The organism is Acidovorax sp. Q11, from assembly GCF_054950075.1.
In genome coordinates, this window is the sequence record NZ_JBUDZG010000002.1 from 244,752 (window position 1) to 258,693 (window position 13,942).

Consider the following 13,942-nt stretch of genomic DNA (forward strand, 5'->3'; position numbering starts at 1 on the left):
ATGCCCGTCATCAAGATCCTTCCCCACCCTGAGTACTGCCCCGCAGGCACCGAGATCACGGCCCCCGCAGGCACCTCGATCTGCGAGGCGCTGCTGGACAACCACATCAACATCGAGCACGCCTGCGACATGAGCTGTGCCTGCACCACCTGCCACGTCATCGTGCGCCAGGGGCTGAATTCGCTCAACGAGGCGGAAGAAGAGGAAGAAGACCTGCTCGACCGCGCCTGGGGCCTGGAGCCGCAGTCGCGCCTGTCCTGCCAGGCCATCCTGGCGCAAACCGACGTGACCGTGGAAATCCCCAAGTACACGATCAACCACGCCAAGGAAAACCACTGAAATGACACGGCAGATCGTTCTCGACACCGAAACCACCGGCCTGTCGGCCGAGGGCGGGGACCGCATCATCGAGCTGGGCTGTGTGGAGCTGCTCAACCGCAAGCTCACGGGCAATAACCTGCACCTGTACTTCAACCCGGGCCGCGACAGCCACGAAGACGCGCTCAAGGTGCACGGCATCAGCAACGAGTTCCTGAAGGACAAGCCCAAGTTTGCCGAGGTGGTGGACGACATCCTGCAGTACCTGCAGGGCGCCGAGATCATCATCCACAACGCGGCGTTTGACGTGGGCTTTCTGAACAAGGAGCTGGAGCTGGTGGGCCGCCCCGCGTTCCGCACCTATGTGGAGAGCGTGACCGACACCCTGGCCATGGCCAAGGAGATGTATCCGGGCAAGCGCAATTCGCTCGACGCCCTGTGCGACCGCCTGGGCGTGGACAACTCGGGCCGCACGCTGCACGGCGCCTTGCTGGATGCCGAGCTGCTCGCCGATGTCTACATCAACCTCACGCGCGGGCAGGACGCACTGCTCATGGCCGATGATGCCCAGGAGGGGGCCGACGGCGTGAAGGTCGCCGCCATCGATTTGCGTGGCCTGGTGCTGCCGGTGCTGCGCGCCAGCGAGCATGAGCAGGCGGCGCACGCCGAGGTGCTCACGCAGATCGACAAGGCCAGCGGAGGCAAAACAATTTGGCGAACTTCTCAGCAGGCCTGAAAAGCTGTGCCATAATCTAAGGCTTGTCACAGCGACACGGGTGATTAGCTCAGCGGTAGAGCACTGCCTTCACACGGCAGGGGTCACATGTTCGATCCATGTATCACCCACCACGCTTTCGACAGACTTTCGCGCTACTGTCTTGCTTCAAGGCGGGTGCGACGGGTGATTAGCTCAGCGGTAGAGCACTGCCTTCACACGGCAGGGGTCACATGTTCGATCCATGTATCACCCACCAATCCAAAACCCCTGCAGATTTCTGGTCTGCAGGGGTTTTTTCTTGTCTGCGGGCATGCGGGTGCCGCTTGGCTGCAGCAGCTTGCCAAGCCGCTACAGTGTTGGGCTTGATGGCCTGCAGCGGCACGTGCCCGCTGCGTTTTCCCCCCACTGCTTGCTGGCGCCAACCCCATGATCACTTTCCACAATCCCCTGCACCAGGGGCATGCCCCTGTCCATGAATTCTTCCGGGGCGAGCGGGTGCCCTGTTTCGAGAAACCCGCGCGGGTGGACTATGTGGAAGAGGCCCTGCGCGCGCGTGGCCACGGCATGGTGGCACCGGATGTGGACAGCGGCCCCGTGCTGGCCCAGGTGCATGCGCCGCGTTATCTCGCCTTTTTGCAGGCCGCCTGGCAGCAGTGGCTGGCGCTGGACCCTGTTGCCAATGCAACGGTTCAGCCATTTCCCTCCGTCTGGCCGGTGCGCACGCTGCGCAGCGATGTCGAGCCAGACAACTTCGTGGCCCGCCTGGGGCTGTATTCCATGGACAACGGCACACCCATGGCCGCAGGCACCTGGGCGGCAGCCAAGGCCGGCGCGGATGGCGCTGCGAGCGCCGCTGCTCGTGTGGCGCAAGGGGCCCGCGCCGCCTTTTGCTGCACGCGGCCGCCCGGCCACCATGCGGGCCCCGACTTCATGGGCGGCTACTGCTTCCTGAACAACGCCGCCGTGGCAGCACAGTCGCTGCGCAACCAGGGCGCCCGGCGCGTGGCCTTGCTAGATGTGGACTACCACCACGGCAATGGCACGCAGAGCATCTTCTACTATCGTGACGATGTGCTCTTCGTCAGCCTCCATGGTGACCCGCGCACCGAATACCCGTTCTACCTGGGGCATGCGGACGAAGTGGGTGAAGCGCAGGGCACGGGCTTCAACCTGAACCTGCCCCTGCCCGCAGGCACCAGCGCTGCCACCTGGTTCGAAGCCCTGGAACAGGCCTGTACGCGCATCGCGGGCTACCAGGCCGATGCACTGGTGATCTCGCTGGGCCTCGACGCGTTCGAGGGCGACCCCATCTCCCGCTTTGCCCTCGCGTCTGCCGATTTCACCCGTCTGGGCGAGCGCTTGGCCCGGCTGGGGCTGCCCACGGTGTTTGTGCTGGAGGGTGGGTACGCCGCTGCCGAGCTGGGGACCAACGCTGTCAATGTGCTGGATGGTTTTGAGCAGGTTTAGGACCAGCTCAGCGGGTGTGCAGTATCTGAAGGGGAAGTCCGTTTTGAAATGGATGAGCGAATGACCGATGAGGTGGATTGCGTGGTCGTGGGCGCCGGTGTGGTGGGCTTGGCAGTGGCCCGTGCGCTGGCCTTGCAGGGGCGTGAGGTGATGGTGCTGGAGGCGGCCGATGCCATTGGCACGGGCATCAGCTCGCGCAACAGCGAGGTGATCCATGCCGGGCTGTACTACCCCACGGGCTCGCTCAAGGCGCGGCTGTGTGTGCGGGGCAAGGAGCTGCTGTACGCCTATTGCGCCGAGCGCGGGGTGCCACATAGACGCTGCGGCAAGCTGTTGGTGGCCACGTCGGCCGCGCAGCTGGCCAGCGTGGAGTCGGTCCAGGCGCGTGCGCAGGCCAATGGCGTGCTGGACCTGCAGTGGCTCCGCCGTGACGAGGCCCTGGCGCTGGAACCCGCACTGGAATGTGTGGGGGCCTTGTATTCACCCAGCACGGGCATCGTGGACAGCCATGCACTGATGCTGGCACTGCAGGGCGACCTGGAGAACGCGGGCGGACTTGTGGTCCTAAATTCGCCCCTTGCGCGCGCCCAGTGCGCGGAAGATGCTATCTATTTGGAAGCAGATGACGGCACGCGCCTGCAGGCCCGCACGGTGGTGAACGCAGCGGGCTTGCATGCGCCGACCCTGGCCGCCCGGTTTGTGGGGCTGGCCCCTGCCCATGTGCCCACCGCCCACTTCGCCAAGGGCAGCTATTTCACGCTGACTGGCAAAGCCCCCTTCAGCCACCTGATCTACCCGGTGCCCGAGGCCGCAGGGCTCGGTGTGCACCTCACGCTGGACCTGGGCGGCCAGGCCAAGTTCGGGCCGGATGTGCAGTGGGTCGCGTCGGCCGACGACCTGTTGGTGGACCCAACGCGGGGCGATGCCTTTTATGCCGAGGTGCGCAAGTACTGGCCCGGTCTGCGCGATGGTGCGCTGGCCCCGGGGTATGCAGGTATCCGCCCCAAGATCCACGGTGCGAGCCAGCCTGCGGCGGATTTTGTGATCCAGGGGCCTGCGGTCCATGGCGTGCCCGGACTGGTCAACCTGTTTGGCATCGAATCGCCCGGTTTGACCAGCTCCCTGGCCATTGCGGAGCATGTGGCTGCGCTGGTTTGATGTTTGATCTGGGGCAAGCCTGTTGCAATCGGTAACCTCTTGCGCCCCCGTCCTACGAGGGGTCTCTGGGCGGGTGGCTAAGATGAACCGAAGTCCCCGCTGCGGGGTTTTCCAAACCGCTTGTTGATTGAAAGAAAGGCTGCTTCCATGACTGCTTCCGACACCTCCACCACCCAAGGCGAACTGGAAAAACTGGTTTCCGACCTGCGCGGTTTGCTGGCCAACAAGGACCTGGACACGGTGCCAGAGATCAAGTTGCTGCGCCAGCGCCTGGACGATGGCATGCACAACGTGCGCGAATCTGCGGTGCGCGCCGCACAGGATGCCGCCCGCCAGGCCAAGGAGGCAGCCATTGCGGCCGACCGCTACGCCCACGACGAACCCTGGCGTGTGGCAGGCGCTGCGCTGGCTGTGGGGGCCCTGGTCGGTTTTCTGCTGGCGCGCCGCTGAGCGCCGCGCCATGCGCATGCTGACCATGGCGGGCCCTGAGGGCCTCCCCGCATGAACTGGCTGTCGCTTTTGGGCCTGGAGGACCTGACGGCGCGCTGGCGCGCCAACGTGATCGAAGGGGCCATTGCGGTGGAAGACCGTGTAGACCTGGCCCGCCTGGAATGGGCCGATCTGAAGCAGCGATTTCAGCAATTGCTGGTGCTGACCATTGTGGTCACCGGGCTCACGGTGGTGGCGCTGATCATGCTGTCGATCGCCGTGTTGGTGCACTTCTGGGACACGCCGCAGCGCACACTGGTCGCATGGCTGGTGGCGGGTGTCTGGACACTGGGGTGGGTGGCCGCCCTGGTGGCGCTGGTGTCTGTTGCACAGCGCGCAGGCAATGGTTTTGCATTGACGCGCCGCGAGCTGGCCCAGGATTGGCAAGACATCAAGGAGCGCCTGTGAGCACCCCGTCTAACCCCTCCCGGTCTGCCGTGCCGGAGCCCATCCGACCTGCGCTGCCCGCGCCTACGGCCCAGCAGCAACGCATCCTGGACCGCATTGCCCTGCAGCGCGAACGGCTGCGCGCGCGCCGTGCTGCGCGTGCCCAGGCGCAGGCCTTGGCGGAGAGCCAGCGTGCCGCAGCAGGGGGCGCGGAGGACTCGCTCGCATTGCGCGCCGCAGGCTTTGCCCGCGAGCACCCTCTGGCCGTGGCGGCCATCGCGGGCGTGGCTGTGGTGGCCGGGCCACGGCGGTTGATCCGCTGGGCGGGTGTCCTGCTGCCCATGCTGCTGCGCCTGCGGCGATAAGCACTTGGCCGTGCCAGGCCCGTCCCATGAAAAGAGCCACTGCACAGTGGCTCTTCTTTTGAGCCAAGGAAAAGCAAATCCCTTGGAACGGCCTCAGGCCATGGCCTTGATGGCTTTGGCTGCCTTGACCACCAGGGCTGGCCCTTCGTAGATCAGGCCGGTGTAGATCTGCACCACGTCCGCGCCCGCGCGGATCTTGCTCACCGCGTCTTCAGCGCTCATCACGCCGCCCACGCCAATGATGGGAAAACGGCTGCCCAGCGCGGCGCGCAGTTGCCGGATGACCTGGTTGCTGGCCTCCAGCACCGGGGCACCGCTGAGCCCACCGGTTTCTTCGGCGTGGCGCATGCCTTGAACGGCCGCACGGCTGATGGTGGTGTTGGTAGCGATGACTCCGTCCATGCCGTGGCGCTGCAGCGTGGCAGCAATCACCGCCACCTGGGCTTCATCCAGGTCGGGGGCAATCTTCACGAACACTGGCACACGCTTGGCGTGCCGGGTTGCCAGGGCTTCGCGGTATTCGGCGACGGCGGAGAGCAGGGCGTCCAGCGCCGCATCACTTTGCAGCGCACGCAGGTTCTGCGTGTTGGGCGAGCTGATGTTGACCGTCACGTAGTCCGCGTGCGGGTACACGCCCTCCAGGCAGGTGAGGTAGTCGCTGGTAGCGTTCTCGATGGGGGTGGTGGCGTTCTTGCCGATGTTCAGGCCCAGCAGCATGGGGTTGCGGCGGTTTTGCTTGCGAAACTGCGCCTGCTGCACATTGCGCAAGAAGGCATCCAGCCCTTCGTTGTTGAACCCCAGGCGGTTGATGAGGGCGCGGCCCTCGGGCAGGCGGAACATGCGCGGCTTGGGGTTGCCCGGCTGGGCCTTGGGAGTGACGGTGCCCACCTCCACAAAGCCAAAGCCCATGGCGCCCAGCGCGTCGATGCAGCGTGCGTTCTTGTCCAGGCCCGCCGCCATGCCCACCCGGTTGGGAAAGGTCAGGCCGGCCAGCGTGACAGGGTCATCCACCGTTTCATTGCACCAGGCCCATTGCAGCGGCGTGCGTTGCCCGCGTGCCAGCATGTCCATGGTGAGTTCGTGGGCGGCTTCGGCGTCCATGCCAAAGAGAAAGGGGCGGGTGAGGGCGTAGGGGATCAGGGACATGGGGGGATAATTCAGGATTGCCCCCGATTTTCTCCCATGACGACGATGACTCCCCTGACCCAAGACGAACTCAAGACCCTGGTTGGCCAAGCCGCGCTGCAGTATGTGGTGCCCGGCGAGATTGTGGGGGTGGGCACAGGCTCCACGGTCAACAAGTTCATCGACGCTTTGGCGGGCATGAAGGACCAGATCAAGGGTGCGGTGTCCAGCTCTGTGGCAAGTACCGAGCGCCTGAAGGCCCTGGGCATTGCGGTGTTCGATGCCAACGAGGTGGAGTCGCTCTCCGTCTACATCGATGGTGCCGACGAGATCGACGGCCGGGGCCACATGGTCAAGGGCGGTGGCGCGGCGCTGACACGCGAGAAGATCGTGGCCGCCCTGGCTGCGCGGTTTGTCTGTATCGCCGACGAGTCCAAGCTGGTTCAGGCGCTGGGGCAGTTCCCTCTGCCGGTCGAGGTGATCCCCATGGCGGCCAACCATATTGCGCGCCGTTTTGCTGCCATGGGCGGCCAGGCCAGCCTGCGGCTCAAGGACGGCCAGCCGCTGGTGACCGACAACGGGCAGCACATTCTGGATGTCAAGGGCCTGTCGATCACCGATCCGCTGGCGTTCGAGTCACAAATCAACCAGTGGCCGGGCGTGGTAACCGTGGGGGTGTTTGCCCACCAGAAGGCCACGGTTTGCCTGCTGGGGACGGCCCAGGGAGTCAAGACACTGGACTATTCCCACTGAGTTGCCTGCCGCCAGCACAGGGGCCGCAGGGCCAGGCGCTTGCGCGATAGCACCAAAGTGCCCGGTAAAAAGAAGGGGTCCCATGGGACCCCTTCTTCATTGATGCTGCTGGTGCAGCGGTATGTGGGTGGCTGTCAGAAGCGAATACCCGCCGGGTTGCTGGGCGTTGGACCTTCAGCGGGGCGAGCGGCAGGCGCGGGGCGCACGGGTGTTGCAGCTTTGGGCTTCTCTGCCGCAGGAGCCGCTTCTACTGGCTTGACCGCTACCAGCGGCGTGGCTGCAGGCTGCCGGTAGCTGGATGGCAGCTGCGACTGCTTGGGATAGCCCGCCGCGTCCAGGTACTGCGTCCATTCCGCGTCCGAGAACCCGACCAACTGCTGGCCACCAATGCTGCCAAAGGGCAGGCTGGCCGATCCGCTCAGGCGCTGCAGTGCCGCCGCGTCGTCGCTGGTGGTCACCGTGCGTTCGGTGAACGGTACGCCCCGCGCCACAAGGGCGTTGCGCAGGCCTGTGCAAGGGGCGCAGTCGTTGCCGGTGTAAATCGTGACCGGGAAACGTGTGGCGATCTGCCGCAGCTCATAGGGCAGGGTGGCATTGCCACTGGCGGGAGCTGGCGCTGCACCTGTGGTGCGTGCAGCTTGTGCTGGTGCATCGGCGGGCGGGCGGTCAGAGAAGGTCACCTTGCCGTCGGGCCCGACGATGCGGTACACGCCTTGCGCCTGGGCACTGGCGCCAGCCAAGGTCATCAGCAACGAGGCCAACAGGGGGGCCAACAAGGGCTTGTGCATGCTTGTTCTCCTTATTCCAGTTCGTTGTGGGCTGCACCGTGGGGACCGTGCGGGCCTTCGCTTTCCATGGGCTCAGGCTGTCAGTTCTTCCGCCATGCCCTGGTGGCGCAACAGGGCGTCCAGGCTGGGCTCTCGGCCCCGGAAGGCCTTGAAGGACTCCATGGCGGGGCGGCTGCCGCCCGCTTCCAGAATCGTTTCGCGGTAGCGGCGTCCGGTTTCAGCGCTGGGCAGGCCATCGCTGCCGGTCGTTTCTTCAAACGCTGCATAGGCATCGGCGCTGAGCACCTCGGCCCACTTGTAGCTGTAGTAACCGGCGGCGTAGCCGCCTGCAAAGATGTGGCTGAAGGTATGGGCTGTGCGGCTGAAGGCTGGCGGCTGCAGCACGGCCACTTCCTGGCGCACCTGGGTCAGCAGCGGCATGAAGTCCTGCGCCGGGTCGTGGTCGGTGTGCAGCAGCATGTCGAACAGCGCAAATTCGATCTGGCGCAGCGTGGCAATGCCACTCTGGAAGTTCTTGGCCGCGATCATCTTGTCGAACAAGGCGCGGGGCAGGGGTTCGCCCGTGTCCACATGGGCGGTCATGTGCTTGAGCACATCCCATTCCCAGCAGAAGTTCTCCATGAACTGGCTGGGCAACTCCACCGCATCCCACTCCACGCCGCCGATGCCGGAGACATCGCGCTCGTTCACCTGTGTGAGCATGTGGTGCAGGCCGTGGCCGAATTCGTGGAACAGCGTGATCACGTCGTCGTGCGTGAGCAGCGGCGGCTTGCCATCCACGCCATCGGCAAAATTGCAGACCAGGTGGGCCACGGGCATCTGCAGCACGCCGGTGTCCGGGCGTTGCCAGCGGGTGCGCACATCGTCCATCCAGGCACCGCCGCGTTTGCCGGTGCGGGCAGGCTGGTCAAGGTAGAACTGGCCGACCAGAGAGCCGTTGCGTTCGATGCGGTAAAACTCCACAGCCGGGTGCCACACGGGCGCCGAGTCGCGGCGGATGGAGACTTCGAACAGCGTCTCGATAATCTTGAACAGCCCCGCCAGCACCTTGGGCGCGGTGAAGTATTCCTTGAGCTCCTGCTCGCTGAAGGCGTAACGGGCTTCCTTGAGTTTTTCGGAGATGTAGGGCCAGTCCCAAGCCTGTGGATCATTCAAACCCAGGTGCTCGGTGGCAAAGGCGCGCAGGTCGGCAACGTCTTTTTCGGCGTAGGGGCGGGCGCGGCGGGCCAGGTCGCGCAGGAAGCGGATCACCTCGGCGGGCGACTGCGCCATCTTGGGCACCACGGAAACTTCGCCGAAGTTGGCATAGCCCAGCAGTTGGGCCTCTTCGCGGCGCAGCGCCAGGATCTCGCCGATGAGTGCGGAGTTGTCGAATTTGCGGCCGTCGCCTTCGGCCTGGTCGGAGGCGCGGGTGACATAGGCGCGGTAGAGCTTGGCGCGCAGGTCGCTGCGCGCGGCAAACTGCATCACCGGCAGGTAGCAGGGCATCTTGAGCGTGAGCTTGTAGCCTGATTTGCCTTCGGCCTGCGCCGCAGCCAGGGCGGCCTGCTGCACGTCAGAAGGGATGCCCGCCAGCTCTTCTGCCGTGGCGTAGTAGGCAAAGGCGTCGGTCGCGTCCAGCGCGTTTTCGCTGAACTTCTGGCTCAGCTCGGCCTGGCGTTCCTGGATCTGGGCGAAGCGCTCCTTGGCGGCACCGGTCAGTTCGGCACCGGAGAGAACAAAGTTGCGCACGGCATTCGAATGGGCCTGGCGCTGTTCGGGAGTGAGGGTGGCGGGGTCGATGGCCTTGTACTTGGCATACAGGCGTTCGTCGGCGCCCAGGCGGGTCCAGAACTCGGTGACACGGGGCAGGGCGGCGTTGTAGGCGGCCCGCAGCTCGGGCGTGTCGGCCACGCTATTGAGGTGGCTCACGGCGCCCCAGGAGCGCCCCAGCTGTTCGGTGGCCACATTCAGCACCTTGGCAATGGCGTCCCAGCGGGCCGGAAAGTCCGGGGCGGTGACGGTCTCCAGCGCCTGGTTGGCGCGCTCCAGCAGCACATCCATCGCCGGGGCGACGTCCTGCGGCGTGATGCGGTCGAACAGGGGGAGGTCGGAGAAGTCGAGAAGGGCGTTGCTCATGCGAAATTAGATGGCGCCGGGTGGCACAGGTTCAAGTTGCAAAGCGGCCGACGCCGACCTCGGGGGCACTGAGCGGCGGGCTCAGTGCGCAGCGGTGCGCTCGGCGGCTTCGATGGTGTTGACCAGCAGCATGGTAATGGTCATGGGGCCAACCCCGCCAGGCACGGGGGTGATCCAGCCCGCCACTTCCTTGACGCCATCAAAGTCCACATCGCCGCAGAGCTTGCCTTCATCGTTGCGGTTCATGCCCACATCGATCACCACGGCGCCGGGCTTGACCATGTCGGCGGTCAACACATTGCGCTTGCCCACAGCGGCCACGATCACGTCAGCCTGCAGCGTCTGGGCCTTCAAATCCTGCGTGGCGCTGTGGCATACGGTGACGGTGGCGTTCTGGCCCAGCAGCATCAGCGCCATGGGCTTGCCCACGATGTTGCTGCGGCCGATGACCACAGCGTGTTTGCCCTTGAGGCTGTAACCAATGCTCTCCAGCATTTTCATGCAGCCGTAAGGCGTGCAGGGCCAGAAGCCGGGCATGCCGGTCATCAGCGCACCGGCACTGGCGATATGGAAGCCATCCACGTCCTTGGCGGGCGAGATGGCCTCGATCACCTTTTGTGCATCGATGTGCTTGGGCAAGGGCAACTGCACCAGGATGCCGTGGATGGCCGGGTCGTTGTTGAGCGCTTCCACACGGGCCAGCAGTGCGGCCTCGGTCATGTCGGCGTCGTACTTTTCGAGCACCGAGTGCAGGCCACTGTCCTCGCAGGCCTTGACCTTGTTACGCACATAGACCTGGCTGGCCGGGTTGTCGCCCACCAGCACCACGGCCAACCCAGGCGTGACGCCACGGGTCTTCAGGGCCGCAGCGCGCTGCGCCACATCGGCGCGCAGTTGGCGGGAGAGGGCGTTGCCGTCGATGAGCTGTGCTGTCATATCAAAAATACAAGTCAAAAATGCCGTTTGCGCGCACTGGATAAGCGCAAGCAGCTATTAAAAAGTGAGTAACTCTCAGCCCTTGGGCGCGTTCTGGCCCAGGGCAATCTTGAGCAGGTCGGCCACCGTGTTGGCGTTGAGCTTTTCCATGATGTTGGCGCGGTGCGCCTCCACGGTCTTGATGCTGATGCCCAGGTCGTCGGCGATCTGCTTGTTCAAGCGGCCGGCAACGATGCGTTCGAGCACCTGGGCCTCGCGGCTGGTGAGCTTGGAGAGCAGGGCATCGCGGCTGGCGGCTTGCTGGTATCCGGCGAAGCTCTCGCGGGCATGGTCCAGCATGCGCTCGACCAAGCCGACCAGTTCTTCTTCGTCAAAAGGCTTCTGGATAAAGTCCAGCGCGCCTTTCTTCATGGTGTTCACGGCCATGGGCACGTCGCCGTGGCCGGTGATGAACACGATGGGCAGGGGGGACTTGCGCTCGATGAGGCGGTCTTGCAGCTCCAGGCCCGTCATACCACCCATGCGGATGTCCACGATCAGGCAGGCGACTTCGCGCGGGTCGTAGCGTGAGAGAAAGGTCTCGGCCGAATCAAAGCAACGCACCCGGTAGTCCTTGCCTTCCAGCAGCCACTGCAGGGAATCGCGGACGGCTTCGTCGTCGTCTACGACGTAAACAGTGCCTTTTTTCGGAATCAAGCTCATGCAACAGTCCTTGGGTTTTGTACGTTTGCTACAGAATTTGTAGTGCCATCGGCAGGCTTGGCAAGCGGCAGCCAGAAGGAGAACCTGCAGCCGATGACCTCCGGGCCATTGTAGAGGTTCTCCGCCTGCATCCGGCCCTGGTGCGACTCGACGATGCTACGGCACAGATTGAGGCCCATGCCCATGCCTTCGGCCTTGGTGGAGAAGAAGGCCTCGAACAGCCGTTCGAGCACTTCGGGTGCCAAGCCTTTGCCGGTGTCCTGCACCGAAAACTCCACCACCTGGCGGTCTTCGATCTGCTTGGGCACCACGCGCAGCTCCACGCTGCGGCCTGCGGCGGGGCGGTTGGCGTGCTGGATGGCTTCGGCGCCGTTTTTCATCAGGTTGACCAGCACCTGCTCGATCAGGATGGTGTCGGCCATCACGGGCGGCAGGCGGGCGGCCACATAGTGGGTCAGGCGCACGTTGTGGCGGCGCAGTTCGATGTCGGCCAGCTCTACTGCCTCGTTCACCATCGAATGCACATCGGCCAGCGTGCGGTTGGGCTCGCTCTTTTTCACGAAGGAGCGGATGCGCTGGATGATCTGGCCTGCGCGCTGGGCCTGGTGGGCCGTTTTCTGCAGGGCGGTGAGCAGGGCTTCTTCGGTCAGCTGGCCGCTCTGGATGCGCGAGACCATGCCGCTGCAGTAGTTGTTGATGGCGGTGAGCGGCTGGTTCAACTCGTGCGCCACGCTGGACGCCATCTCGCCCATGGTGATCAGGCGGCTGACGGACTGGGCGCGCTCGGCCTGGCGCTCGGCCTGTTCCTCGGCCAGACGTCGGGGGGTGATGTCGGTGGCAATCACCATCTGCGCCAGACGGCCGTCCACCCAGTTCAGGTAGCGCGAGCGCACTTCCAGCCATTTGCCCAGGTCGGGCAGGTAGATTTCGGCGTTCTCGGTGCGGGCACTCGTGAGCGGGTCGGTGGGCAGGCCCATCAGGCCGTCTTCATCGTCCATGCCGCTGTGCTCTTTACCCGCCACGGGCACCACGCCCGCCTGTGCCACCAGCTGCAGGTGCCCGCCGGTTTGTGAGCCGAACCATTGGCGGTAGAGCTTGTTGGCAAACAGCAGCTCCTCGCTGCCCAGCGGCGCCACGGACACCGACGCATCCAGTGACTCCAGCACGATGGTGAAGCGCTCGTGCGAGGCCGAGAGCTGCTCGCGGATGCGGTTGGGCTCGGTGATGTCGGTCATCGAGGTCATCCAGCCGGTCTGGTGGCCGTGGGCGTCGATCAGCGGCGACACATACAGCCGCGCGTCAAACAGCGTGCCGCTCTTGCGTTTGACGCGCACCTGAAAGCCCCCGGCCATGGTGTTGCCGCGCAGCTCGTCGCGCAGCTTGGCCCGCAGGGTTTCGTGGTCTGCTTCGGGCCAGTAGGGGAAGGGCGCTTTCAGACCCACCAGTTCCTCGGCGCTCCAGCCCGTCATTTGGCAGAAGGCGGCGTTCACGTAGCTGATGCGGCCTTCCATGTCCAGGGCGCGCATGCCGGTGAGGATGGAGTTCTCCATTGCACGGCGGAAATTGGTCTCGGCCACCAGTGCTTCTTGTGCCTGCATGCGGCGCCGGGTGTGCCGCCAGGTGGCAATCAGCATCCAGGCCGTCATCGCACTGAGGGTGCCCACCAGCCAGAACAGGCCGCTGCCCACCACGCCGAGCGATGTGCGGTAGGCCTGGGCGCGCAGCACCAGGCCGTTGCCCACCGGGGAGACGGGGATCTCGTACTCGTTGGCCTTGGGCGTCCAGGGCAACAACTGCGTGGCCTTGCTGCGTGGGCCCAGTGGCGTGCCCGCCAGCACCTGGTTCTTGCTGTCCAGCAGCGTCACCGCGTAGCGCGCCAGTACCTCGGTAGGGGTGCCGTAGCGCAACAGGCTGTCGATGGAGTACTCGCCCAGCACCACGCCGCTGAACTTGCCTTGGTTGTTGAGCGGCACCTGCAACTGCAGCAGCGGAGTGGCATCGCCCGAGGTGGCGGCGGGCTGCGCATACACGGGCTGCTGCAGATCGCGCGCCAGGCCGAAGGTGTCCGCGGTGTCGCCGGCCTTGAGCACCTCGCCCGCAATGCGCAGCTCGCTGCTGGCCAGGGTGGGGGCGGCGTGGCTGGCGCGGATGCGGCGGCGGTCGTCGATCCAGGTGATGGCCTGCAGCTCGGGGTATTGGCTGATCAGCGCCTCGGCGCGGATTACAAATTCAGCGCGGCCCAGGTCCTGGTTGGACAGGTCGCGCGCAATGCGCATGAGCTGTTCCTGGCGTTCCAGCAGGCGCAGGCGCACGCGCTGCTGGGCGTATTCCACATCGCGCCGCAGGGCTTCCTGCTCGCGCTCGGCCTCCTCCGCCCGCAGGTACCAGAACGCCGCAACGATCGCGGCCAGAAACATCAGCACCGCCGCCAGCGGGGCGAGTGCTGCAAACCGGTCTTGCCGGGTGGGCGACAAGCCGCGCCACCACTTGCGCCACCAGCGTATCGGCGCAGCCACGGTCGGTGCCGTGGGGGAAGGGGCAGGGGGCATCGAATCCATCCTGCAAGTGTAGGGGAGCCGTGCGCCGCATTCCTCCATTCTGCGGATGTGCACTTGCAG

14 protein-coding genes and 2 tRNA genes are annotated in these 13,942 nt (G+C 65.2%); 10 read left to right on the plus strand and 6 right to left on the minus strand.

Features of this window, described 5'->3' with window-relative positions:
- The 9 genes from fdx to ACYZGB_RS03550 all read left to right on the plus strand — a co-directional run bounded on the left by fdx (position 1) and on the right by ACYZGB_RS03550 (position 4,902).
- The gene (fdx, locus tag ACYZGB_RS03510) at positions 1-339 is read left to right on the plus strand and encodes an ISC system 2Fe-2S type ferredoxin (protein ID WP_010458418.1); all 339 of its coding nucleotides are present in this window, start codon (positions 1-3) and stop codon (positions 337-339) included.
- 1 nt (position 340) lies between these two features.
- Positions 341-1,054, plus strand: a complete 714-nt coding sequence (gene dnaQ / locus ACYZGB_RS03515) for a DNA polymerase III subunit epsilon (RefSeq protein WP_462386806.1) — start codon at positions 341-343, stop codon at positions 1,052-1,054.
- Between the two features lie 38 nt (positions 1,055-1,092).
- Positions 1,093-1,167, plus strand: a tRNA-Val gene (locus ACYZGB_RS03520).
- Positions 1,168-1,217: 50 nt separating this feature from the next.
- Positions 1,218-1,292: transfer RNA gene (locus ACYZGB_RS03525), tRNA-Val, on the plus strand.
- Between the two features lie 170 nt (positions 1,293-1,462).
- Positions 1,463-2,503 (plus strand): histone deacetylase family protein, encoded by a 1,041-nt coding sequence (locus tag ACYZGB_RS03530; protein ID WP_462386807.1) that lies wholly within the window; start codon positions 1,463-1,465, stop codon positions 2,501-2,503.
- 60 nt (positions 2,504-2,563) lie between these two features.
- Positions 2,564-3,661, plus strand: a complete 1,098-nt coding sequence (locus tag ACYZGB_RS03535) for an NAD(P)/FAD-dependent oxidoreductase (RefSeq protein ID WP_462386808.1) — start codon at positions 2,564-2,566, stop codon at positions 3,659-3,661.
- 147 nt (positions 3,662-3,808) lie between these two features.
- Positions 3,809-4,111 carry a DUF883 family protein gene (locus ACYZGB_RS03540; RefSeq protein WP_462386809.1) on the plus strand — a complete coding sequence of 101 codons (303 nt, stop codon included), beginning with the start codon at positions 3,809-3,811 and terminating at the stop codon, positions 4,109-4,111.
- A 51-nt stretch (positions 4,112-4,162) separates the two neighbouring features.
- Complete coding sequence (locus ACYZGB_RS03545) at positions 4,163-4,558, plus strand: phage holin family protein (RefSeq protein ID WP_462386810.1); 396 nt, start codon at positions 4,163-4,165, stop codon at positions 4,556-4,558.
- Between the two features lie 29 nt (positions 4,559-4,587).
- Positions 4,588-4,902: a hypothetical protein gene (locus tag ACYZGB_RS03550; protein ID WP_462386853.1), complete on the plus strand. Its 315-nt coding sequence runs from the start codon at positions 4,588-4,590 to the stop codon at positions 4,900-4,902.
- 93 nt (positions 4,903-4,995) lie between these two features.
- Here the strand turns inward: ACYZGB_RS03550 and ACYZGB_RS03555 are convergent, their stop codons facing one another.
- On the minus strand, positions 4,996-6,048 hold the full coding sequence (locus ACYZGB_RS03555; RefSeq protein WP_462386811.1) for a quinone-dependent dihydroorotate dehydrogenase: 1,053 nt from the start codon (positions 6,046-6,048) through the stop codon (positions 4,996-4,998).
- Between the two features lie 36 nt (positions 6,049-6,084).
- Between ACYZGB_RS03555 and rpiA the strand changes: the two genes are divergently transcribed.
- A complete protein-coding gene (rpiA, locus tag ACYZGB_RS03560; protein ID WP_462386812.1) occupies positions 6,085-6,780 on the plus strand; it encodes a ribose-5-phosphate isomerase RpiA in 696 nt (231 codons plus the stop codon).
- A gap of 134 nt (positions 6,781-6,914) precedes the next feature.
- On the opposite strand, the gene ACYZGB_RS03565 is transcribed toward rpiA, so the two are convergent.
- The 5 genes from ACYZGB_RS03565 to ACYZGB_RS03585 all read right to left on the minus strand — a co-directional run bounded on the left by ACYZGB_RS03565 (position 6,915) and on the right by ACYZGB_RS03585 (position 13,882).
- The gene (locus tag ACYZGB_RS03565; protein ID WP_462386813.1) at positions 6,915-7,568 is read right to left on the minus strand and encodes a glutaredoxin family protein; all 654 of its coding nucleotides are present in this window, start codon (positions 7,566-7,568) and stop codon (positions 6,915-6,917) included.
- A gap of 72 nt (positions 7,569-7,640) precedes the next feature.
- Complete coding sequence (locus ACYZGB_RS03570; protein WP_462386814.1) at positions 7,641-9,686, minus strand: M3 family metallopeptidase; 2,046 nt, start codon at positions 9,684-9,686, stop codon at positions 7,641-7,643.
- 81 nt (positions 9,687-9,767) lie between these two features.
- On the minus strand, positions 9,768-10,622 hold the full coding sequence (gene folD, locus ACYZGB_RS03575) for a bifunctional methylenetetrahydrofolate dehydrogenase/methenyltetrahydrofolate cyclohydrolase FolD (RefSeq protein ID WP_462386815.1): 855 nt from the start codon (positions 10,620-10,622) through the stop codon (positions 9,768-9,770).
- 75 nt (positions 10,623-10,697) lie between these two features.
- Positions 10,698-11,324 (minus strand): response regulator transcription factor, encoded by a 627-nt coding sequence (locus ACYZGB_RS03580; RefSeq protein ID WP_015013997.1) that lies wholly within the window; start codon positions 11,322-11,324, stop codon positions 10,698-10,700.
- Positions 11,321-13,882 (minus strand): PAS domain S-box protein, encoded by a 2,562-nt coding sequence (locus ACYZGB_RS03585; protein WP_462386816.1) that lies wholly within the window; start codon positions 13,880-13,882, stop codon positions 11,321-11,323. Before ACYZGB_RS03585 ends, ACYZGB_RS03580 begins: the two co-directional genes overlap by 4 nt.
- Positions 13,883-13,942: the final 60 nt, after the last annotated feature.

What these genes read in the sequence shown, in the direction of transcription:
- ACYZGB_RS03545 (WP_462386810.1), top strand. Translation starts at nt 4,163, where the DNA reads ATGAACTGGCTGTCGCTTTTGGGCCTGGAGGACCTGACGGCGCGCTGG.
- ACYZGB_RS03585 (WP_462386816.1), bottom strand. Translation starts at nt 13,882, where the DNA reads ATGGATTCGATGCCCCCTGCCCCTTCCCCCACGGCACCGACCGTGGCT.
- fdx (WP_010458418.1), top strand. Translation starts at nt 1, where the DNA reads ATGCCCGTCATCAAGATCCTTCCCCACCCTGAGTACTGCCCCGCAGGC.
- dnaQ (WP_462386806.1), top strand. Translation starts at nt 341, where the DNA reads ATGACACGGCAGATCGTTCTCGACACCGAAACCACCGGCCTGTCGGCC.
- rpiA (WP_462386812.1), top strand. Translation starts at nt 6,085, where the DNA reads ATGACGACGATGACTCCCCTGACCCAAGACGAACTCAAGACCCTGGTT.
- ACYZGB_RS03530 (WP_462386807.1), top strand. Translation starts at nt 1,463, where the DNA reads ATGATCACTTTCCACAATCCCCTGCACCAGGGGCATGCCCCTGTCCAT.
- ACYZGB_RS03555 (WP_462386811.1), bottom strand. Translation starts at nt 6,048, where the DNA reads ATGTCCCTGATCCCCTACGCCCTCACCCGCCCCTTTCTCTTTGGCATG.
- folD (WP_462386815.1), bottom strand. Translation starts at nt 10,622, where the DNA reads ATGACAGCACAGCTCATCGACGGCAACGCCCTCTCCCGCCAACTGCGC.
- ACYZGB_RS03580 (WP_015013997.1), bottom strand. Translation starts at nt 11,324, where the DNA reads ATGAGCTTGATTCCGAAAAAAGGCACTGTTTACGTCGTAGACGACGAC.
- ACYZGB_RS03565 (WP_462386813.1), bottom strand. Translation starts at nt 7,568, where the DNA reads ATGCACAAGCCCTTGTTGGCCCCCCTGTTGGCCTCGTTGCTGATGACC.
- ACYZGB_RS03570 (WP_462386814.1), bottom strand. Translation starts at nt 9,686, where the DNA reads ATGAGCAACGCCCTTCTCGACTTCTCCGACCTCCCCCTGTTCGACCGC.
- ACYZGB_RS03540 (WP_462386809.1), top strand. Translation starts at nt 3,809, where the DNA reads ATGACTGCTTCCGACACCTCCACCACCCAAGGCGAACTGGAAAAACTG.
- ACYZGB_RS03535 (WP_462386808.1), top strand. Translation starts at nt 2,564, where the DNA reads ATGACCGATGAGGTGGATTGCGTGGTCGTGGGCGCCGGTGTGGTGGGC.